Consider the following 21,225-nt stretch of genomic DNA (forward strand, 5'->3'; position numbering starts at 1 on the left):
GAACCAGAGTTTGACTTTCTCTCTTCAGTCCACCCGAGTGAATGCGGACAGGAGCAGTCATGCCCGCACCCCGCCGACTGCCGACGGAGCAGATAGAAAGTACAGAACCTTCCCCCGGCCATCGCTGGGGAGGGGCCCGCATGCCTGCCCAGAGTCCCGTCGATCCGCCAGGTGATCCCATGATCGGTCGCATCCCCGTCCTGGACCTCGGCCCGCTCGTCGACTGCGGCCGAAGGCCCGTCAAGGCGGTGGCGGGTGAGACCTTCGAGGTGACCGCCACGGTCTTCCGTGAGGGGCACGACGCGATCGGCGCGAACGTCGTGCTGCGCGGCCCCGCGGGCCGCTCCGGCCCGTGGACGCCGATGCGCGAGCCGGTGCCCGGCACCGACCGCTGGGGTGCCGAGGTCACCCCCGACTGCGAGGGCCGCTGGACCTACGCGGTGGAGGCGTGGGGCGATCCGGTCACCACCTGGCAGCAGCATGCGGTGATCAAGATTCCGGCGGGGATCGACACCGAGCTGGTGCTGGAGGAGGGTGCGCTGCTGTACGAGCGCGCCGCGGCCGGAGTGCCCAAGAGCGAGGGCCGGGAGGCCGTGCTGGGCGCCGTCGACGCGCTGCGCGATGCCGCCGTGCCGCCCGAGGACCGGCTCGCCGCCGCCCTCGCCCCGCCGGTCACGACGGCGCTCACCGGCCATCCGCTGCGCGAGCTGGTGACCTCCTCGCGCCCGGTGCCGGTGCTGGTGGAGCGCGAACGGGCCCTCTTCGGCTCCTGGTACGAGCTCTTCCCGCGGTCGGAGGGCGCGCTGCTGCGCGAGGGCCGCCCGCCGCGCAGCGGGACGTTCCGCACGGCCACCCAGCGCCTGCCGGCGGTGGCGGCCATGGGCTTCGACGTGGTGTACCTCCCCCCGGTCCACCCCATCGGCACCTCCTACCGCAAGGGCCCCAACAACGCGCTCAGCGCGGGTGGTTACGACGTCGGCAGCCCCTGGGCCATCGGGTCCGCGGAGGGCGGTCACGACGCGATCCACCCCGACCTCGGCACGTTCGAGGACTTCGACCGCTTCGTGGCGCGGGCGCGCGAGCTGCGCATGGAGGTGGCGCTCGACTTCGCGCTGCAGTGCTCCCCCGACCACCCGTGGGTCGGCAAGCACCCCGAGTGGTTCCACCACCGCGCCGACGGATCGATCGCCTACGCCGAGAACCCGCCGAAGAAGTACCAGGACATCTATCCCCTGGCCTTCGACGAGGACTTCGACGGGCTGGTCACCGAGACGCTGCGCGTGCTGCGCCTGTGGATGTCGCACGGCGTGCGGATCTTCCGGGTGGACAATCCGCACACCAAGCCGGTGCTCTTCTGGGAGAAGGTCATCGCCGAGGTGGGCCGCACGGATCCGGACGTCGTCTTCCTCGCCGAGGCCTTCACCCGGCCCGCCATGATGCGCACGCTCGGCGCCATCGGCTTCCAGCAGTCGTACACCTACTTCACCTGGCGGAACACCAAACGCGAGCTCACCGACTATCTGACCGAGCTGTCAGGGGAGTCGGCGGCCTGCATGCGGCCGAACCTGTTCGTCAACACGCCCGACATCCTGCACGCCTATCTCCAGGAGGGGGGCCGGCCCGCCTTCGAGGTGCGGGCCGTACTCGCCGCGACGCTGTCGCCCACCTGGGGCGTCTACGCCGGGTACGAGCTGTGCGAGAACACCCCGGCGCACGAGGGCAGTGAGGAGTACCTGGACTCGGAGAAGTACCAACTGCGCCCCCGCGACTGGGAGTCCGCGGAACGCGAGGGCCGCAGCATCGCCCCGCTGATCACGGTGCTCAACCGGCTGAGGCGCCGTCAGCCCGCGCTGCGGCGGCTGCGTAACCTGCGTTTCCACGACGTCGACAACGAAGCCGTCATCGCCTACTCCAAGCGCTCCGGGGCGTCCTGCGTCCTCGCGGTCGTCAACCTCGACCCCCACCACACCCAGGAGGCGACGGTCTCGTTGGACATGCCGGAGCTCGGCCTCGACTGGCACGAGTCCGTCCCGGTGCGCGACGAGCTCACCGGAGAGACCTATCACTGGGGCAGGGACAACTATGTGCGCCTCGAGCCGGGCCGTTCCATGGCGCCCGCGCACGTGTTCTCGCTGCGACCGTCCTCACCGATCGGAGGGTCACCCACACCATGATCGTCAATGAGCCCGTCCAGGACACCTTCGAGGACACACCCGCGAAGGACCGGGATCCCGACTGGTTCAAGCGCGCCGTCTTCTACGAAGTCCTCGTACGCTCCTTCCAGGACAGCGACGGCGACGGCATCGGCGACCTCAAGGGACTGACGGCCAAGCTGGACTATCTCCAGTGGCTGGGCGTCGACTGCCTGTGGCTGCCGCCGTTCTTCCGCTCCCCGCTGCGGGACGGCGGCTACGACGTCTCCGACTACACCTCGGTGCTGCCGGAGTTCGGTGACCTCGCGGATTTCGTGGAGTTCGTGGACGCCGCGCACCAGCGCGGCATGCGCGTCATCATCGACTTTGTCATGAACCATACGAGCGACCAGCACGACTGGTTCCAGCAGTCCCGCACCGACCCCGACGGGCCGTACGGCGACTACTACGTATGGGCCGACGACGACAAGCAGTTTCAGGACGCGCGCATCATCTTCGTCGACACCGAGACCTCGAACTGGACGTTCGACCCGGTGCGCAAGCAGTACTACTGGCACCGCTTCTTCTCGCACCAGCCGGACCTGAACTACGAGAACCCGGCGGTGCAGGAGGAGATCCTGGCCGCCCTGCGGTTCTGGCTGGACCTGGGCATCGACGGCTTCCGGCTGGACGCGGTCCCGTACCTCTTCGCCGAGGAGGGCACCAACTGCGAGAACCTGCCGCGCAGCCACGCCTTCCTCAAGCGCGTCCGGGCCGAGATCGACGCGCACTACCCGGACACCGTGCTGCTGGCGGAGGCCAACCAGTGGCCCGAGGACGTGGTCGACTACTTCGGCGACTACGCCAAGGGCGGCGACGAATGCCATATGGCGTTCCACTTCCCCGTCATGCCGCGCATCTTCATGGCGGTGCGGCGCGAGTCGCGCTACCCCGTCTCGGAGATCCTGGCCAAGACCCCGGCCATCCCTTCCCGCTGCCAGTGGGGCGTCTTCCTGCGCAACCACGACGAGCTCACGCTGGAGATGGTCACCGACGAAGAGCGCGACTACATGTGGGCGGAGTACGCCAAGGACCCGAGGATGCGCGCCAACATCGGCATCCGGCGGCGACTGGCGCCACTGCTGGACAACGACCGCAATCAGATCGAGCTCTTCACGGCCCTGCTGCTGTCGCTGCCCGGCTCGCCGATCCTGTACTACGGCGACGAGATCGGCATGGGCGACAACATCTGGCTCGGCGACCGCGACGCCGTGCGCACGCCCATGCAGTGGACGCCCGACCGCAACGCCGGCTTCTCCTCCTGCGACCCGGGGCGGCTGTACCTGCCGACCATCATGGACCCGGTCTACGGCTACCAGGTCACCAACGTGGAGGCGGCCATGAGCAGCCCCTCCTCGCTGCTGCACTGGACCCGCCGGATGATCGAGATCCGTAAGCAGAACCATGCGTTCGGCCTCGGCTCCTACACCGAACTGCAGTCGAGCAACCCGGCGGTGCTGGCGTTCCTGCGGGAGGCTCCCGCCCGGGACGGGGACGACGACCTCGTCCTGTGCGTGAACAACTTCTCCCGCTTCGCACAGCCGACCGAGCTGGATCTGCGGACCTTCAACGGCCGCCATCCGGTCGAGCTGATCGGCGGGGTGCGCTTCCCGGCCATCGGGGAACTGCCCTACCTGCTCACCCTGGCCGGCCACGGCTTCTACTGGTTCCGGCTCCGCCGCAACGCACCGGCTCCCGTCTCCTGATCGCGGCCCCCGCGTGGCAGGCCACTCCGGCCGGCCGCGCCCGGGCGGTTTCCCCTGCCGGACCCGGGGCACCGGTACTACTGCACGCGGACGGACGGCCCGGGGAGGGCCGCTTCCGCCGAACGGATCCGTACGGGTCCGCAGGGTCCGCACGGGTCCGCACGGGGTCAGGACGGGTCCGCACAGACTCGTACAGACCTGCGCAGATCTGCAGGAATCCGAACGAATCAGCACAACGCCTCATGACAGCACGGATTGCACAGCACGGATCGCACGGTTGCACGTACGCACGGGCTGCAGTCATCGACCGCAGCAGCCGCACGACACCGCACACAGGGGCCGCAGGCGCTGACCGTACGGACGATCCTCGCCCGACACGTCCCGCACCGCGCACGGGCCATAGCCGCAATCCGGGACACTTTGCCCCATCTGTCGTGTGCCCCGGGGAAAGGACGCGACGCATGTCGGACGCTGCACCGCCCCGCCGGGAGACCACCGCCGCCCACCGGGAGGCGACCCCGGGCCCCCTGACGCCTTCGAGCGCTCCCGCACGACCGGCGATCCCGGGCACGGAACTGCTCGCCTCGCTCGCCCCACTGCTCACCGAGTGGCTGCCCCGGCAGCGCTGGTTCGCGGGCAAGGGCCGCCCCATCACCGGCTTCACGCTCGTCGCGGCCACCGAACTGCTGCACCGCCCCTACGGCGGCACCACCCCCGGCCTGCTCCATCTCCTCCTCAACGCCCAGCAACCGGCCGCCGCCGGGCAGGGCGGCCACCCGACCCCCGCCGACGACTGCTACCAGCTGCTGCTCGGCGTGCGGGACGTCCTGCCCCCGCACCTGGCGCCCGCGCTCATCGGCCGCCCCACCGACGGGCCGCTGCGCGGCAGCACCGTCTACGAAGGGCTCGCCGACCCACGGCTGGCCGCCCTGCTCCTGGAGCGGCTGCGGGTGCCGGGGCGGCTGGGCCCGCTGCGTTTCACCCGCGAACCGGACGTCTCCATCCCCGCCGGTCTGACGCCCCGGCTGCTGGGCGCCGATCAGTCCAACTCCTCGGCGGTCTACGGGGAGACGTACATCCTCAAGCTCTTCCGCCGGGTCGGCCCCGGCACCAACCCCGACCTCGAACTGCCGCGCGCGCTCGCGAGGACCGGCTGCTCGCGCGTGCCGGCACCGGCCGCCTGGTTCGAGGCCGACCTGGCAGCCGTGTCCGGATCGTCCGGGACCGGGCCGACCCGGTCCCCCGGTTCCGCCGTGGAGCCCCTGACGCTCGGTGTGCTCCAGCCCTTCCTGCCGGGCTCCGCCGACGGCTGGCAGCTGGCGCTGGGCGCCCTCGCCGTACAGGCCGACTTCACCGCCTCCGCGCGCGCCCTCGGCCACGCCACCGCCGAGGTCCACCAGGCGCTGGCCGAGGCGCTGCCCACCGTCGCACTGCACCGGCCCCAGCTCGAACACCTCGCCGCCGGCATGACCCGCCGCCTCGACACCGCGGTCGCCGCGGTGCCCGCGCTGCGCCCCTACCGGGACGCGCTGTGCGCCGCCTACGACGAGTTGGCGGTGCTCGGCCGCGACGGGCGCACCTGGCGCGCCCAGCGCATCCACGGCGACCTGCACCTGGGGCAGGCGCTGCGGACGGCAGACGACGGGCGCTGGTCCCTCATCGACTTCGAGGGCGAGCCCGCGCGCCCGCTGGCCGAGCGCCGCCGCCCGCAGCCCGTCGCCCGGGACATCGCGGGCATGCTGCGCTCCTTCGACTACGCGGCGGCGGTCGGCCGGGCGGCGGCCACCGACTGGGCCGAGCGGGCCCGCGCCGCCTACTGCGAGGGCTACGCCGCCGTCCACCACGACCCGCGTGAGGACCCCCGGCTGCTGCGGGCACACGAGACGGACAAGGCCGTCTACGAAGTGCTCTACGAGGCCCGTCACCGACCCGACTGGCTCGCCGTCCCCATGTCCGCGATCCGCAGGCTCGCGGACGGCGAGCGCGCCACGGGCAGTGCGGCCCTATGACTCCGACGCCGACCGGATCCCGAACCCGGAGGACCGCCCCGTGACAGCACGACCGCCATTCAGTCCACCGCCGGCGCCTCGCGGACGCGAGGGCAGCGTCCCGGCGACGTTCCTGCCAGGGAGGCCAGGGAGTTCCGGGAGGCCAGCGAGTTCCGGGAGTTCCGGGGGGCCCGGGAGTTCCGGGAGGCCAGGAAGTTCCGGGAGTTCCGGGAGTTCCCGGAGGCCCGGGACGGCCGAGCAGACCGGGCGCGCCGAGCCGGTCGGCCAGACCGGGCAGACCGGGCGCGGCAAGCCGGCCGGGCAGACCGAGCCGGTCGGGCAGGGCAAACGCGCCGAGCGGGCCGGGGGCACCCAGCACGCCGAGCCGATCGGGTGCGCCGAGCCGGGCGCGCAGGCCGGGCGCGCCAAGGAGACCGAGCGGGCCGCGCCGTCGGCCGACGGCGAAAAGGCCGTCACCCGGTCCGTACCTGCCGCCCCTCCGTCGGCCGGCAGCAGGAAGACCGCCACCCGGTCCGCACCCAACGGCAGCACGGCGGACGCCGCACCCGCCGCCCGCGCCGCGCGCGTCTCCCGCGCCGCGTCCGCCGCGCCCCGCGGCGGGGCCGTGCGACGGGCCGCGCCGCTGGACGATGCCACGCGCGGCCGCCTGCTGCACGGCGCGCACCACGACCCGCACGGCGTGCTGGGGGCGCATCCCGTGCCCGGCGGGGTCGCCTTCCGGGCCCTGCGCCCGTACGCACGCGCCGTGGCGGTCACCGCCGAGGGGCTGCGGGCGGAGCTGTACGACGAGGGCGAGGGTTTCTTCGCCGCCGTGCTGCCGTTGGGCGAGGCCCCGGCCGGCTACCGGCTGGCCGTCACGTACGACGACGCCCGGCTGGAGATCGAGGATCCCTACCGCTTCCTGCCCGCCCTCGGCGAGCTGGACCTGCACCTCATCGGCGAGGGCCGCCACGAGGAGCTGTGGCAGGCGCTGGGCGCCCGGCCGATGACCCACGAGGGCGTCGCCGGCACCCGCTTCGCGGTCTGGGCGCCGAACGCGCAGGGCGTGCGCGTGGTGGGCGACTTCAATTACTGGGACGGCACGGGCCATCCGATGCGCTCGCTGGGCGGCACCGGGGTGTGGGAGCTGTTCCTGCCGGGCGTCGGCGAGGGGGCGCTGTACAAGTTCCAGCTCACCCGCCCGGACGGCTCCCACACGATGCGGGCCGACCCGATGGCGCGGCGCGCCGAGGTGCCGCCCGCCAACGCCTCCATCGTCCACGCCTCGCACCACCTGTGGCGCGACGGCACGTGGATGGAGCAGCGCGGCGCGCGGCCGGTGCACGAGGCGCCGTTCTCCGTCTACGAGGTGCATCTTCCCTCGTGGCGACCTGGTTTGACTTATCGTCAGCTAGCTGATCAGTTGCCCGCGTACGTCAAGGACCTCGGCTTCACCCACGTCGAGCTGATGCCCGTTGCCGAGCATCCCTTCGGCGGCTCGTGGGGCTACCAGGTCACCGGCTTCTACGCCCCGACCGCGCGGCTGGGCACGCCCGACGACTTCAAGTACCTCGTCGACGCGCTGCACCGGGCCGGCATCGGGGTGCTCATGGACTGGGTGCCGGCGCACTTCCCGCGTGACGACTGGGCGCTGGCGGAGTTCGACGGCCGCCCGCTGTACGAGCACCAGGACCCGCTGCGGGCCGCGCACCCCGACTGGGGGACGCTGGAGTTCGACTACGGCCGCAAGGAGGTCCGTAACTTCCTGGTGGCGAACGCGGTCTACTGGTGCCAGGAGTTCCACATCGACGGGCTGCGTGTCGACGCGGTGGCCTCCATGCTCTACCTCGACTACTCGCGCGAGGCGGGCCAGTGGACGCCCAACGAGCACGGCGGCCGGGAGAACCTCGACGCGGTGGCCTTCCTACAGGAGATGAACGCCACCGTCTACCGCCGCTGCCCCGGCGTCGTGACGATCGCCGAGGAGTCCACCGCCTGGGACGGCGTCACCCGCGCCACCCACCACATGGGGCCGGGCGGCTTCGGCGGCCTCGGCTTCGGGCTGAAGTGGAACATGGGGTGGATGCACGACTCGCTGGAGTACGTGTCCAAGGAGCCGGTCCACCGCAAGTACCACCACGGCGAGATGACGTTCGCCATGGTCTACGCGTACAGCGAGAACTACGTGCTGCCGATCTCGCACGACGAGGTCGTGCACGGCAAGCGGTCCCTGGTCTCCAAGATGCCGGGCGACTGGTGGCAGCAGCGCGCCACCCACCGGGCCTTCCTGGGCTTCATGTGGGCGCACCCCGGCAAGCAGTTGCTGTTCATGGGGCAGGAGTTCGCGCAGGGCGCGGAGTGGGCCGAGCGGCACGGCCCCGACTGGTGGCTGCTGGACCCCTCGTACTCCGCCGAGGCCGACCACCGGGGCGTACGGGACCTCGTGCGCGACCTCAATGTCTGCTATCGCGCCGCCCCCGCGCTGTGGCAGTACGACACCGTGCCCCAGGGCTTCGAGTGGGTGGCCGGCGACGCCGCCGAGGACAACGTCTTCGCGTTCCTGCGCTTGGCCGCCGACGGCTCGCCGCTGCTGTCGGTCAGCAACTTCTCGCCGGTGGTGCGGCACGGCTACCGCCTGGGGGTGCCGGCGCGGAACACGGCGTGGGGCGAGTGGGAGGAGGTCCTCAACACCGACGCCCTCCGCTACGGCGGCAGCGGCATCACCAACCCGGACCCCGTCAAGGCCGAGTCCGTCCGCAGCCACGGCCGCGCCGCGAGCATCGACGTGACGCTGCCGCCGCTGGCAACGGTGTGGCTGAGGCCGGTGTGACCGGGGCTCCGCCCCGGGCCCCGGTCCTCAAGCTCCCCCAGCTACCGCTGGGAGGTGCCCCCAGACGGGCTGGAATTCCAGCCCGTCCGGCGCTTGAGGACACAAGCACAGCCAGCCCGTCCGGCGCTTGAGGACACAGCACAGCCAGCTCGTCGGGACAGACGATGATGCCGCACGGCTCAGACGCCCGCCGACTCCCTTTCCGCCTGCTCCGCCGCGCCAGCGGCGTCCGGCTGCGGCAGGCCGGCCGCCTTGCCCGGCAGCAGCAGCGCGACCAGCACCGTGCCCACGCCGAGCACGACCGCGCCGACGAGGCTGGTGTGGGCCACGGCGTCGGAGAACGCCTTGTGCACGGCTTCCACGACGGTCTGCGCCTGCTGGGCGCCGAGCGCGGCCGCCTTCTCGGCGCCGATCTTCGGCGCGGCGCCGGCCGCGACCTGCTTGCCGGCTTCCTGGGCCACGTACAGGCCCGCGCCTACCGAGTCCTGCGCCGCGGACAGCGCCTTCTCCGGCAGCTTCGGGCCACCGGCGGCGGCCGCCTCGGCGGCGGCGTCGGCGAGGTTGGAGGAGTAGGTCTTGGCCAGCACCGTGCCGAGGATGGCGATGCCGAGCGAGCCGCCCATCTCGATGGAGGTGCTGTTGACGGCGCCGCCGACGCCCAGCTGGTCCTCGGGGAAGGAGCCCATGATGGCGTTGGTGCAGGGCGACAGGGACAGGCCGATGGCCAGGCCCAGGATCACCAGGGGCAGCACGAAGTCGTCGTACGTCGAGGACGAGTCGACCCGGGTGAGCAGCGCGATGGCCACCGTGCCGACCGTCATGCCCAGCGCGACGGTCACCTTCATGCCGACCTTCGGCGTGAGCAGCGCGGTCAGCGCGCCGCCCACGAACACCGCGCCGGCCAGCGGCAGCATCCGCACACCGGTGTCGAGCGGCGAGTACCCGAGCACGAACTGCAGGTGCTGAGTGAGGAAGTAGAAGGCGCCGAAGACGGCGAGGAAGAACAGGGCCACGGCCATCGTCGAGCCCGCGAACGCGCGCTGGGTGAAGCGGCGCACGTCCAGGACGGGGCGCGGGTGGCGCAGCTCCCAGAGGACGAACAGGACGAGCCCGATGCCGGCGATCACCGCGGCGGCGATGGCCTTGGCGCCCCAGCCGAAGTGCGGCCCTTCGATGATCATGTAGATGAGGGAGCCCACCCACACGACGGACAGCGCGCCACCGATGTAGTCGATCTCGCCGACATTGTCGGCCTTGGACGGCGGCACGAGCAGCAGCGCGCCCACGATGCCGAGGACGGCGATCGGCACGTTGATCAGGAACGTCGAGGACCAGCCGTGGTCCTCCAGCAGCGCACCGGCCACCAGCGGGCCGACGGCGATGGCGAGACCGGCGGTGGCGGTCCAGATGGTGATGGCCTTGGCACGCTCGGCACGCGGGAAGGTCGCGGCGAGCAGCGACAGCGTGGCCGGCATGATCATGGCCGCACCGACGCCCATCACGGCGCGCGCGGCGATGACGCCGGTCGAGCTGTCGACGAGCGACCCCGCTACGGAGGCCGCGCCGAAGACGACCAGACCGAGGACGAGAGCCCCGCGGCGGCTGTACTTGTCGCCGACGGCGCCGAGGATCAGCATCAGCGCGGCGTAGGGGACGGTATAGCCGTCGATGACCCACTGCAGGTCGGAGCTGCCCAGGCCGAGGTCCTTGACCATGTCGGGGGCGGCCACCGTCAGCGAGGTGTTCGCCATGACGATGATCAGCAGGCTGAGGCACAGAACGCCCAGCGCCGCCCAGCGCTTCTTGTACGGACCGTCCATCTTGTCGACCGGTGTCGACATCACGAGGCCCATCGGCCCCCCTTTCACGATCTTGCACAGTGCTGTGCAATTACACAGTGGTGTGCAAATTACGGGACGGGGGCGCCACGTGCAAAATGAAGGGCGGGCGAACCGGCCACGAGGGCCGCCCACCGACCGAGAAGAGAACCGATGACCGGCAGAGCGGACGCCAATCGCCGCCGCATCATGGACATCGCGCTCACGGAGCTGTTGCGCGACGCCGACGCGAGCATGGATCAGATCGCGCGCGCCGCGGGTGTGGTGCGACGCACGGTCTACGGGCACTTCCCGAGCCGCGACGCGCTGATCGGCGCCCTCGTCGACGACGCCGCCGAGACGGTGGCCGCGGCCCAGGCCGAGGCGCTGCGCGGGGTGGCCGACCCGGCCGAGGCGCTGGCGCGCTCGATGCTCGCCGCTTGGGAGATCGCCGACGGCTACCGGCTCCTTCTCTCCTTGGCCCAGCGCAGTGTCACGGTGGAGGGCATCCACCACCGCCTGGAGCCGGTGCGGCGCGAGTGCGCGGCCATGCTGCAACGCGGGCTGGACGAGGGCCGCTTCGTCTCCCCGCTGCCGGCGGTGGCACTCGCGTACGTGCGCGAGCAGGTCCTCTTCGGCCTCATGCAGGCCGTCAACGACGGCGTCCTGGCCCCCGCCGAAGCGGGCCGCTCGGCGGCGGTGACGGCCCTGACAGCAGCGGGCGTCCCGGTCCCGGAGGCGACGGCGCTGGTGGCCAAACTGTCATAACCGGGGCCCCGCGCCGCCCCTCGCCCACTGCAGTAAGCGGACGAAAGGATCTCAGACCTGCCTGGCAAGTCGATTTCCGGTCCCCCTGACGGCGCCCTCGTGCATCATTGATCCGACCGCCCCTTTGCCATGCGATCGAATCGGCATCAACTGCCGCCCCGCTGCGGAGGTTTGAGATGGTGGCACCGATATGCGTTCACCTTGTGTTCGTGCACGGCCTGTTCTCGTCAGCCAAGGTGTGGACAGCCTTCCGGCAGCTGATCACCACTGACCCGGAGTTCTCCGACTGCGTCAGCGTCTACTGCTTCCAGTACGACTCGCCCGTCGTCCGGCTGCGCCCGGACCGGCGGGTGGCCGAAATCGACGACATCGCCGATCAGCTGGCGACCTGCCTGGAGACGGAACTCGTCGACGCGAAGTCGATCGTCCTGGTCACCCACAGCCAGGGCGGACTGGTCGTCCAGCGGTTCCTCGCACGCAAGCTGGCCAACGGCGGTGGCCGCGACCTCACCCGTATCAGGCACCTCACGATGTTCGCTTGTCCCAACACCGGCTCGGGGTTCTTCCTGACGGTACGCAAGGCGATGAAGCTCTGGCGTCATCCTCAGGAGGAACAACTGAGGCCCTTCGACCGCTCGGTCACGGAGGCCCAGCGGACTGTCCTCGCCAGTGTCGTGCACGCGCGCCACCCCAGCGACCAGGAATGCCCCATCCCGGTGGAGGCCTACGGCGGGACCGCCGACAATGTCGTGCCGCCTGTCATCGCCCGGGGCGTCTTCCCGGTGGGCGGCGCCATACAGGCCGACCACTTCTCCATCGTGCAGCCGGCCGATCGCAGCGCCGGTTCGTACATCGTGATCCGGGAGGCGCTGCGGTCGGTGATCCGGCCGCGGCCCGAGCCGGGCCCCGCGCCGGCCGCGCCGACGCTCAGGCAGCGAGGCGGTCACACCGTCTCACCGCCACTCGTCAGGCTGGAGGGCCAGCTGAAGGGCCAGGAGCAGCAGAGCCTGGTCGCCTCGGTCATCTCCTCGGCCTGGCCGCAGAAGGTCCACATCCTGGCGGGCCTCGGCGGCACGGGCAAGAGCCGGCTGGCCCTCGAGATCGCGGACCGGGCGCTCCGGGCAGGGCGCAAGGTCTGGTGGGTCTCGGTGTCCCAGCTCAGTGCCCGCATGCGGACGGTTGCCAACGAGCTGGGGACGTCCGACGCAGAGGTGGAACGGGCGTGGCTGGGCGTAGGCAGCGCCACGGATCTGTTATGGCGCCTGCTCGACTCCTCCCGGGAGCCCTGGCTGCTGGTGCTCGACAACGCCGACGACCCCCAGCAGCTCGGCCCGGGCGACGGCCCGGTGTCGGACGGTACGGGCTGGCTGCGGGAACCGGCCTCCGGAAACGGGCTGGTCGTCGTCACCAGCCGCGTCCGCAGCCAGGACGCCTGGGGGCCCTGGAGCCGTGTGCACCGGGTGTCCCCGCTCGACGAGGAGGACGGCGCGTCGATGCTGCTGGAGCGTACGGAGGGAGTGGGCGGTACGAATGAGCAGGCCAGGCAGCTGTCGGCGGAGCTCGGCGGGCTCCCCCTCGCCCTGCGGACCGCGGCCGCGTATGTCAAGGCGGTCAACGAGAAGAAGGTGTCCCTGGACGACGGGGACGTCAAGGACTTCGACAGCTATCGCAGGGCCGTCAAGCGCCGCTTCGAATCCGCGCCGGGCACCCGCGCCGAAGGCCTCGACGAACTGCTCGGGCGTGAGATCGTCGAGGAGGTCTACGGCATAGCCCTGCGCCAGCTCGTACGGCAGGGCCTGCCGGAGGCGGCGCCCCTGCTCAAGGTGTTCGCCTGCCTGAACATCGCGCCGATCCCCTACCGGTGCCTGGTCAACGGCGACGTCCTGGCCCAGTCGTCCCTCTTCCCCGGGTTCTCCCCGGCGCAGCGCAAGGCGGTGCTCCAGGGGCTGGAGGACTTCGTCCTCGTCGACGCCGACGAGCGCGCGGACGTCGCCGATCCGGATCTGTCCCATGTACTGACCCTTCACCCGGTCGTCCACGGTGTGCTGCGTGAGGACGAGGACGTGCAGCTGCGACGCGCCGACTACTACGGGCTGACGGTGCGGATGCTGCTGAGCGCGACGAAGGACAAGGACCCCGGCCATCCGTCGAACTGGCCGCTGTGGGCGGCAATCTCACCGCACGCCAGGGAGGTGACGCGGGCCTGCCTCCTCGGCACCATGCGGCTGACGGACCGGACCGCACTCACCGCGGCACTCGAGCTCACGCGGTTGACCGCCCGCTACCTGATCAGCACGGGCCTGCTGGGACCGGCCCACGACCTGGTGCTGCCGATGGTCGCCGGCTGCTCCTCCTTCGGCTTCCATGAGGAGGACCGGGAGATCCTGGCCCTGCGGCACGAGAAGGGCCGCATCGCACTCGAGCGCGAGGACCACGCCGCCGCGGAGGAGGAGCTCCGGAAGGTCGTCGCCGCCCGCGCACGGGTGCTCGGCGAGAAGGACCCCGACACCCTGGCGAGCGGCCACAAGCTGGCCCGCGCCATCTTCGAGCAGGACCGGTGGGAAGAGGCGGAGCCACTACTGCGGTCGATCGTCCAGGCGGAGAACACCGTGCGCGGCCCGGAACACTCCGACACCCTGGTCGTCCGGCACAGCCTGGCCCGGGCAATGCTCGCGCTGGGCCGCGCCCCCGAAGCCGAGAGCGAAGCACGCCGCATCCTCGAGATCAACCGACGCGACAACTGGCCGCCCACGCACCCGGAGACCCTCTTCGTCCGGTCCACCCTGGCGCGCAGCCTGCTGAATCAGGGTCGGTACGGGGAGGCCGAGGCCGAGATCCGCGGTGCGCTCCACGACGCCGCCCAGCCCCCGGACTCGGAACGGATGATGCACCTGCGATACAACCTCGGCGTTGTCCTGCTGGCCCTGGGACGTCCGCCCGAGGCCGTGCAGGAGCTCCAGGATCTCCGGACGGACCTGCTCCGGGTGAAGCCCGCCAGTCCCATGCGGAAGCAGACCGAAGCACTCCTGAAAGACGTCTTGCAACAGATGTCTCCTGGCAATCAACCTCGGTCAGAAGTGAGTTGACTGGAAGCCGTCCCCCCATCGGGGGCTTGCGCCTACCATGGCTCCACCCCGACTCTGTGTGACGCAGCACATGTCCGACGACTTGGGAGTTCCGCCCATGACCCCTTCCCGCACCGAGCCGACATCCGATCAGTTACCGTTGTGGGGTGCCCCCGGAAGTCCCCTGCAAAAGATCCAGTCGGATATCGCCCGGCGGATCGCCCAGGAAATCATGAAAGCCGACCGTCAGGCGCTGGAGCTCGACGCCAAGACGGCATTCCGCGCCGTGAGCGACTCAAGTCCCGCCTAGTTACTGTCGAGAATCGGGGGCACCCGTATGACCCCAGGAGACTTACACGACCCGTTCTTCCGCGTCATCGTCTCACCGACGTTCCGGCGTGAACAGATCGCCGATCTCGCGGCCGGGCGTTGCGCGGCGATCCGGGTACCCGGATTCCTACCACGGTCCAGATGCGAGGAGACCCTCCGGGCCCTGCAGAGCAGGTCATTCGACGCCTACGGCAGGGAGCGCGTGGACCCGCCGGTGATGCGGTTCGGTGTCGGCGTCAGCGACCACCGCGAGGGCGGCGTGATGATGGACGGCTACTGGGACGCGGTGGAGCACCACCGAAAGGAATGGCTGGGGCTCGGGCTGCCCTTCGACCCGTTCGAGGAGTGCCGTGCCGCCCTCGGGGCGGAGTGGCCCGGCGGGGTGTCCGTGGGCCGGCGGGGCGGCCGTGAGATGGGTTCCGGGGTCGCCCGCGAGCCCAATCAGGGATTCCAGGTACATTTCGACGACGCGCTGCGCGAGTTCTCCGGCGATCTCCTTGATGCCACGCTGGTCGCCCAGTTCGCTTTCAATGCGTATATCAGCGTTTCGGAATCCGGCGGCGAGACGATTGTGTGGCGGCATCTCTGGGGCCCCGCCGACGAGGCATTCCGCCTGCCCGGGTCGTACGGCTACGCCGAGGCCGTGGTCGGTGAGGCCGAATCGATCGAACTCAGTCCCGAGATCGGCGAGGCCGTTCTGATCAATCCCCGCTATTTCCATGCGGTACGGCCCAGTCAAGGTTCCCGGCGTATCGCGCTGGGCTTCGCCGTGGGTCTGAGCACGACCGGAGAATTACTGGCCTGGGGCTGACCGGCAGTTGACCCGGATCTACGTGCGAGCCGTTTGTCCAGCGGCTTTGACGCACTCATCGGACGCCGCTACGTTCGACGAATGGAGCTCCTGCGCTACGTCGCATTCAGTACCGATCCGTCGGGCGGCAATCCTGCCGGAGTGGTGCTGGACGCCACCGGGATTGACGAACCGACGATGGCGGCGACAGCGGCGGAGGTCGGTTTCTCGGAGACGGCGTTCGCAGTTCCGCTCGACGACGGCAGCCCCGACGGCCACGGCAGCCTCGCCATCCGCTATTTCAGCCCCTGTGGCGAGGTACCGTTCTGCGGCCACGCCACCATCGCCACGGCGGTCGCGCACGCAGAGCGCCACGGGGTGGGGAAGCTTCGGCTCCGGACGAAGGCCGGACCGGTCTCCGTCTCCACCAGGGCCGACGGAAACGGCTCCGTCGTGGCCACCCTGGTCAGTGTGGAGCCCCGGACGGCCCCCATCACCCCCTCCGACCTGGCCGCGCTGCTCGCCGCGCTGGACTGGCCGGCCGCCGACCTCGACCCCGCACTGCCGCCCCGCGCGGCCTACGCCGGCGCCTGGCACCCGGTGATCGCCGCGGCCACCCGCAGCCGGCTCTCCGACTTGGACTACGACATGCCCGCGCTCGCCGATCTGATGGGCCGGCGCGACTGGGCCACCGTCGACCTGGTGTGGCGGGAGTCACCCACGGTCTTCCATGCGCGCAACGCGTTTCCGCCCGGCGGGGTCGTCGAGGACCCGGCGACCGGCGCGGCGGCCGCCGCCCTCGGCGGCTACCTCAGAGAACTCCGGCTCGTCCCCCTGCCCGCCGAGCTGACGGTATATCAGGGGTACGACATGGGCCGTCCCAGCACGATCAGGGTGGGGGTTCCGGCACAGCGCTCCAGCGGCCTGGCCGTCACCGGAACCGCGGTGCCGCTCTGAGCGGCGGGTCAGTCAGTCTGACCGGCGGATCAGTCGGCGACCTCGAACAGGACCTCGATCTCCACGGGTGCGTCGAGCGGCAACCGGCCGACCCCGACGACGCTGCGCACATGCCGGCCTGCGTCGCCGAACACCGCCCCGAAGAGCTCGCTCACCCCGTCGACCACTGCCGGTTGACGGGTGAAGCCCTCCGCGGACGACACGTATCCCACGACCTTCACTACCCGCACCAGCGTGGCCGGCCCGACCACGGCGTCCAGAGCGGCCAGCGCAGCCAGGCCGCACTGCCGACTGAGCTCCCGCGCCCGCTCGGGCAGCACCTCGGCACCGACCCTGCCGACCGCGGTCAGCTCACCGTCCACCATGGGAATCTGCCCCGACACCTGCACATGCCGGCCGCTGCGGACCGCCGGGACGTAGACGCCCTTGGGCGGGCTCACGCTCGGGAGGGCGAGGCCGAGCTCGGCGAGTCTGTCGCGGACATGGGCGCTCATCACACCCTGAGTGACCTGGGACACATCAGGATTCTCCCACCCGGCCAGCCGACGTGGGCGAGGAATGGGGGGAAACCCCCACGGCGTGGCCCGGCGGTGCCGTACCGGGCCCGGGCCGCCGTGGGGGGCGGCCCCGCCGTGGGGGTGGTCTTGAGGGCCGTCAGGCTGCGGCCGGCTCCTTCTCTTCACCGTGCGCCGCCGGCACCGCGCCATGCCCGTCATCCGTCAACGTGACCTCGTCGAACGGAGCCCGGCCCGCGAGGACCTCGGCCATCCGCGCCTTGTCGATCTCCTTGGTCCACGTCCCCACCAGCACCGTCGCCACCGCATTACCGGCAAAGTTCGTCAGCGCCCGCGCCTCGCTCATGAAGCGGTCGATGCCGACGATCAGCCCGACGCCGTCGACCAGTTCCGGCCGGTGCGACTGCAGGCCGCCCGCCAGTGTGGCGAGCCCCGCGCCGGTCACGCCCGCCGCGCCCTTCGAGGCCACGATCATGAACAGCAGCAGTGAGACCTGCTGCCCCAGTGACAGCGGCTGCCCCATCGCCTCCGCCACGAACAGCGACGACATCGTCAGGTAGATGGCCGTGCCGTCGAGATTGAACGAGTACCCGGTCGGCACCGTGATGCCCACGACCGGCTTGCTGACGCCCAGGTGCTCCATCTTCGCGATCAGGCGCGGCAGCGCCGACTCCGACGACGAGGTCGAAAGGATCAACAGGAACTCCCGGCCCAGGTACCTCAGCAGGGCGAAGATGTTCACCCCGGCCACCAGCCGCAACAGCGTGCCGAGCACCACGACCACGAAGATCAGACACGTGGCGTAGAAGCCGAGCATGATGACGGCGAGCGACTTCAGGGCGTCCATGCCCGTGGCCCCGACGACGGCCGCGATCGCGCCGAAGGCGCCCACCGGCGCCACCCACATCACCATGGCCAGCATGCGGAAGACCAGCTTCTGAAGGTGTCCGATGCCGCGCAGGACCGGCTCGCCCGCCGTGCCCATCGCCTGCAGCGCGAAGCCCGCCAGCAGTGCCACCAGCAGGGTCTGCAGCACCTGGCCGCCGGTGAGGGCGGAGACCATGGTGGTGGGGATGATGCCGAGCACGAAGTCCGCGGTCGACTCGTGCGCGCCCTTGGCCTGGGCCTCGCCGGCGTGCCGGAGGGACTCGGTCAGGTGCAGCCCGCTGCCGGGCTCCAGGAGGTTGCCGACGACCAGGCCGATGGCGAGGGCCACCGTAGACATCAGCAGGAAGTACCCGAGGGCGAGCCCGCCCACGGCGCCGACCTTCGCGGCCTTCCGCACGGAACCGATGCCCAGCACGATCGTGCAGAAGATGACCGGCGAGATCATCATCTTGATCAGGTTTACGAAGCCGGTGCCCAGCGGCTTCAGCTCGACCGCGACGCCGGGCGCGGCGAAGCCGACCGCGATGCCGGCGAGTACCGCCGCGATCACCGCGAGGTAGAGATAGTGCGTACGGTCCGGTCTTCTGCTCGCCTGCTGTTGCTGCTCCGGCGGCGGTGACTGCACTGCCACGGTTCTCTCCTCGTTGTCGCGGCTCGTCGCGGACTCCTGCGCTGTCGCCGTGGTCCCCGGACCCCGCTCGACGGCGAGAGGGCTCGCGGTGACTATGCACGGCGCTGTGACGGCGGTCACCCTTGCGTGCATTACGTTCACGAACGCACCGGAAGGCACACTGTCGGCCATGCGCACACCCCGCATCCGCCCCCGCCCCCGCAGCCTGGCCGGCCAGCTCTTCGCGATGCAGATCGTGCTGGTCGCCCTGGTCGTGGCCGGATGCGCGGTCTTCACGTACGTCTCCGACCGCCGGCAGGCGGAGGAGGCGGCCCGCCGCCAGGTGACCGCGGCCGCCACCGCCGTCGCCGCCTCCCCGGCCGTCCGGGCGGCCGTGCGCGGCCCGGACCCGGCCGCCGTGCTGGGGCCGTACGCCGAGCAGGTCCGCCGGGACACGGGCGTCGACTTTGTGACGATCATGAGCCCGCGGGGCATCCGCTGGACCCACCCCGACCCCGCCCGCGTCGGCGAACGCTTCCTCGGCCACACCGGCCCCGCCCTGCACGGCCGTACGTTCTCGGAGACCTACACCGGGACGCTGGGCCCCTCCGTACGGGCCGTCGCCCCCGTCCGCGAGGAGCGGGCGGACGGCTCGGTCCCGGACAGGCGGGCGGACGACTCGGCCCCGGACAAGCGGGCGGACGACTCGGGCCGGGAGCAGCGGGCGGACGGCTCGGCCCCGGAAGAGCGGGCGGACGGCTCGGTCACCGCCCTGGTCAGCGCGGGCATCACGGTCGACGCGATCAGCGCCCAGGTCCGCCGCCAGGTCGCCGCCCTCCTCGGCATGGCCGTGGCCGCCCTCGCCCTCGGCGGCGCCGGCACGTACCTCCTCAACACCCGGCTGCGACGCCATACCCACGGCATGAACGCCGCCGAGCTCAGCCGCATGCACGACTACCACGAGGCCGCCTTGCATGCGGTGCGCGAGGGGCTGCTGATGCTCGACGGGCGGCAGTGCATCGCGCTGGTCAACGACGGCGGCCGCGAGCTCCTCGGCCTGCACGGCGATGTCATCGGCCGCCGCGTCACCGGCCTCGGCCTCCCCGTGCCGCTGACCGACGCGCTGCTGGCCCCCGGGCCACGCGTGGACGAGGTGCACCTGACCGCCGAGCGCGTCATCGTCGTCAACACCTCACCCGTCTCCGGTGGCGAGCGGCGCGGAACTGTCGTCACCCTGCGCGACCATACCGAACTCCAGTCGCTTTCCGGCGAGTTGGACTCCGTGCGCGGTTTCGCCGAGGCGCTGCGCTCGCAGGCGCACGAGGCGGCCAACCGCCTGCACGCCGTCGTCTCCCTCATCGAGCTCGGCCGCGCGGAGGAGGCGGTGGAGTTCGCCACCGCCGAACTGGAGCTCGCCCAGGCCCTCACCGACCGCGTGGTCGCCGCCGTCGCCGAACCCGTCCTCGCGGCGCTGCTCCTCGGCAAGGCGGCCCAGGCCAACGAGCACGGCGTGGAGCTCGTACTGACCGACGACACCCACATCGACGACGGCCTCCTGCCGCCCGGCCTGCCCGCCCGCGACCTCGTCACGATCCTCGGCAACCTGATCGACAACGCGGTCGAGGCGGCCACCGGCTCCCGCCAGACGGCCCGCGTCACCGTGACCGTCCGCGCCGACGGCGGCGGCAGCGACGGCAGCGATGGCGATGGCGATGGCGATGGCAACAGCGATGGCGGCGGCGCCGGGGAGCTGCTGCTGCGGGTCGGCGACTCCGGCCCCGGCGTCGCCCCGGAGGCCGTGGACGAGGTGTTCCGCCGGGGCTGGTCCACCAAGTCGCCCGGCGCCGTCCCGCACGGCCGCGGCCTCGGCCTGGCGCTCGTGCAGCAGGCCGCCCGGCGCAACGGCGGCGCGGTCACCCTGGACCGCTCGCCCGCCGGCGGCGCCGAGTTCACGGTCCGCCTGCCCCTGCGTGTCCGTACCCCCGAAGGAGCCCCCGCATGAGCATCAGCCACAGCCCACCGCAGTCCGGTGCCGCGAACCCGGTCCGCGTGCTGGTCGTCGAGGACGACCCCGTCGCCGCCGACGCGCACGCGCTGTACGTGGGCCGGGTGCCCGGGTTCACGGTCGCCGGGGTGGCGCACACCCGGAGCGACGCCTCGCAGTTCCTCAAGCGGACGCCGGTCGACCTGCTCCTGCTGGACCTCTACCTCCCCGACGGCCACGGCCTGCAGCTCGTACGCTCGCTGCGCGCCGCCGGGCACACCGCCGACGTCATCGCCGTGACCTCCGCCCGCGACCTGGCCGTCGTGCGCGAGGGCGTCTCGCTCGGCGTCGTGCAGTACGTACTCAAGCCGTTCACCTTCGCCACCCTGCGCGACCGCCTCGCCCGGTACGCCGAGTTCCGCGCCGCCGCCGGGGAGGCGAGCGGCCAGGAGGAGGTCGACCGCGCGCTGGCCGTACTGCGGGCCCCGCAGCCCGCTGCGCTGCCCAAGGGGCTGGCGGCGGACACCCTGCAGTCGATCACCGACACCCTGCGGGCCGCCGGCCCGGGCGGCGTCTCCTCGGGCGCGGCCGCGACCACCGTGGGCATCTCGCGGATCACCGCCCGCCGTTATCTGGAGTACCTCGTGGACACCGGCCGCGCCGCCCGCGCCCCGCAGTACGGCCAGGTCGGCCGCCCCGAACTGCGCTACAGCTGGCTCAGCCGCCGCTGACGCCGGCGAGCGGCGACGCGCGAGCGGCTGGCTACGGCACTCGTGCGACGGGCG

Annotated in this window: 14 protein-coding genes; 11 read left to right on the forward strand and 3 right to left on the reverse strand. The window is 71.5% G+C overall.

Annotated features, from left to right (window positions below; genetic code table 11):
• Positions 1 to 179: 179 nt before the first annotated feature.
• From AB0F13_RS12555 to glgB, 4 genes are all read left to right on the forward strand, one after another.
• On the forward strand, positions 180 to 2,174 hold the full coding sequence (locus AB0F13_RS12555; RefSeq protein WP_362079458.1) for an alpha-1,4-glucan--maltose-1-phosphate maltosyltransferase: 1,995 nt from the start codon (positions 180 to 182) through the stop codon (positions 2,172 to 2,174).
• On the forward strand, positions 2,171 to 3,898 hold the full coding sequence (treS, locus tag AB0F13_RS12560) for a maltose alpha-D-glucosyltransferase (RefSeq protein WP_362079461.1): 1,728 nt from the start codon (positions 2,171 to 2,173) through the stop codon (positions 3,896 to 3,898). The genes AB0F13_RS12555 and treS overlap by 4 nt, the downstream gene beginning before the upstream one ends.
• 461 nt (positions 3,899 to 4,359) lie before the next feature.
• Entirely contained in the window at positions 4,360 to 5,907 is a 1,548-nt protein-coding gene (locus tag AB0F13_RS12565) for a maltokinase (RefSeq protein ID WP_362079464.1), read from the forward strand.
• Between the two features lie 604 nt (positions 5,908 to 6,511).
• Positions 6,512 to 8,716 (forward strand): 1,4-alpha-glucan branching enzyme, encoded by a 2,205-nt coding sequence (gene glgB / locus AB0F13_RS12570; protein ID WP_362079467.1) that lies wholly within the window; start codon positions 6,512 to 6,514, stop codon positions 8,714 to 8,716.
• A gap of 179 nt (positions 8,717 to 8,895) precedes the next feature.
• Here glgB and AB0F13_RS12575 read toward each other — a convergent pair whose 3' ends face one another.
• Positions 8,896 to 10,569: an MFS transporter gene (locus AB0F13_RS12575; RefSeq protein ID WP_362079469.1), complete on the reverse strand. Its 1,674-nt coding sequence runs from the start codon at positions 10,567 to 10,569 to the stop codon at positions 8,896 to 8,898.
• A 138-nt stretch (positions 10,570 to 10,707) separates the two neighbouring features.
• On the opposite strand from AB0F13_RS12575, the gene AB0F13_RS12580 reads away from it, so the two are divergent.
• From AB0F13_RS12580 to AB0F13_RS12600, 5 genes are all read left to right on the forward strand, one after another.
• A complete protein-coding gene (locus tag AB0F13_RS12580; RefSeq protein WP_362079472.1) occupies positions 10,708 to 11,301 on the forward strand; it encodes a TetR/AcrR family transcriptional regulator in 594 nt (197 codons plus the stop codon).
• 176 nt (positions 11,302 to 11,477) lie between these two features.
• Entirely contained in the window at positions 11,478 to 14,387 is a 2,910-nt protein-coding gene (locus tag AB0F13_RS12585) for an alpha/beta fold hydrolase (RefSeq protein ID WP_362079475.1), read from the forward strand.
• Positions 14,388 to 14,484: 97 nt separating this feature from the next.
• Entirely contained in the window at positions 14,485 to 14,676 is a 192-nt protein-coding gene (locus tag AB0F13_RS12590) for a hypothetical protein (RefSeq protein WP_362079478.1), read from the forward strand.
• 222 nt (positions 14,677 to 14,898) lie between these two features.
• Positions 14,899 to 15,507, forward strand: a complete 609-nt coding sequence (locus tag AB0F13_RS12595; RefSeq protein ID WP_362079481.1) for a proline hydroxylase — start codon at positions 14,899 to 14,901, stop codon at positions 15,505 to 15,507.
• Positions 15,508 to 15,588: 81 nt separating this feature from the next.
• Positions 15,589 to 16,443, forward strand: coding sequence for a PhzF family phenazine biosynthesis isomerase (locus AB0F13_RS12600; RefSeq protein ID WP_362079483.1), 855 nt, complete (start codon positions 15,589 to 15,591; stop codon positions 16,441 to 16,443).
• Positions 16,444 to 16,472: 29 nt separating this feature from the next.
• Here AB0F13_RS12600 and AB0F13_RS12605 read toward each other — a convergent pair whose 3' ends face one another.
• Positions 16,473 to 16,937, reverse strand: coding sequence for a RidA family protein (locus AB0F13_RS12605; RefSeq protein WP_362079573.1), 465 nt, complete (start codon positions 16,935 to 16,937; stop codon positions 16,473 to 16,475).
• 160 nt (positions 16,938 to 17,097) lie between these two features.
• Positions 17,098 to 18,477: a cation:dicarboxylase symporter family transporter gene (locus AB0F13_RS12610; protein WP_362079486.1), complete on the reverse strand. Its 1,380-nt coding sequence runs from the start codon at positions 18,475 to 18,477 to the stop codon at positions 17,098 to 17,100.
• Between the two features lie 169 nt (positions 18,478 to 18,646).
• Between AB0F13_RS12610 and AB0F13_RS12615 the strand changes: the two genes are divergently transcribed.
• Both AB0F13_RS12615 and AB0F13_RS12620 read left to right on the forward strand, forming a co-directional pair.
• Positions 18,647 to 20,458 carry an ATP-binding protein gene (locus AB0F13_RS12615; RefSeq protein ID WP_362079489.1) on the forward strand — a complete coding sequence of 604 codons (1,812 nt, stop codon included), beginning with the start codon at positions 18,647 to 18,649 and terminating at the stop codon, positions 20,456 to 20,458.
• Positions 20,455 to 21,171, forward strand: a complete 717-nt coding sequence (locus tag AB0F13_RS12620; RefSeq protein ID WP_362079492.1) for a response regulator — start codon at positions 20,455 to 20,457, stop codon at positions 21,169 to 21,171. Before AB0F13_RS12615 ends, AB0F13_RS12620 begins: the two co-directional genes overlap by 4 nt.
• Positions 21,172 to 21,225 lie beyond the last annotated feature (54 nt).

Origin of the sequence: Streptomyces sp. NPDC026206 (assembly GCF_040638465.1) — a bacterium.
Classification (GTDB): domain Bacteria; phylum Actinomycetota; class Actinomycetes; order Streptomycetales; family Streptomycetaceae; genus Streptomyces.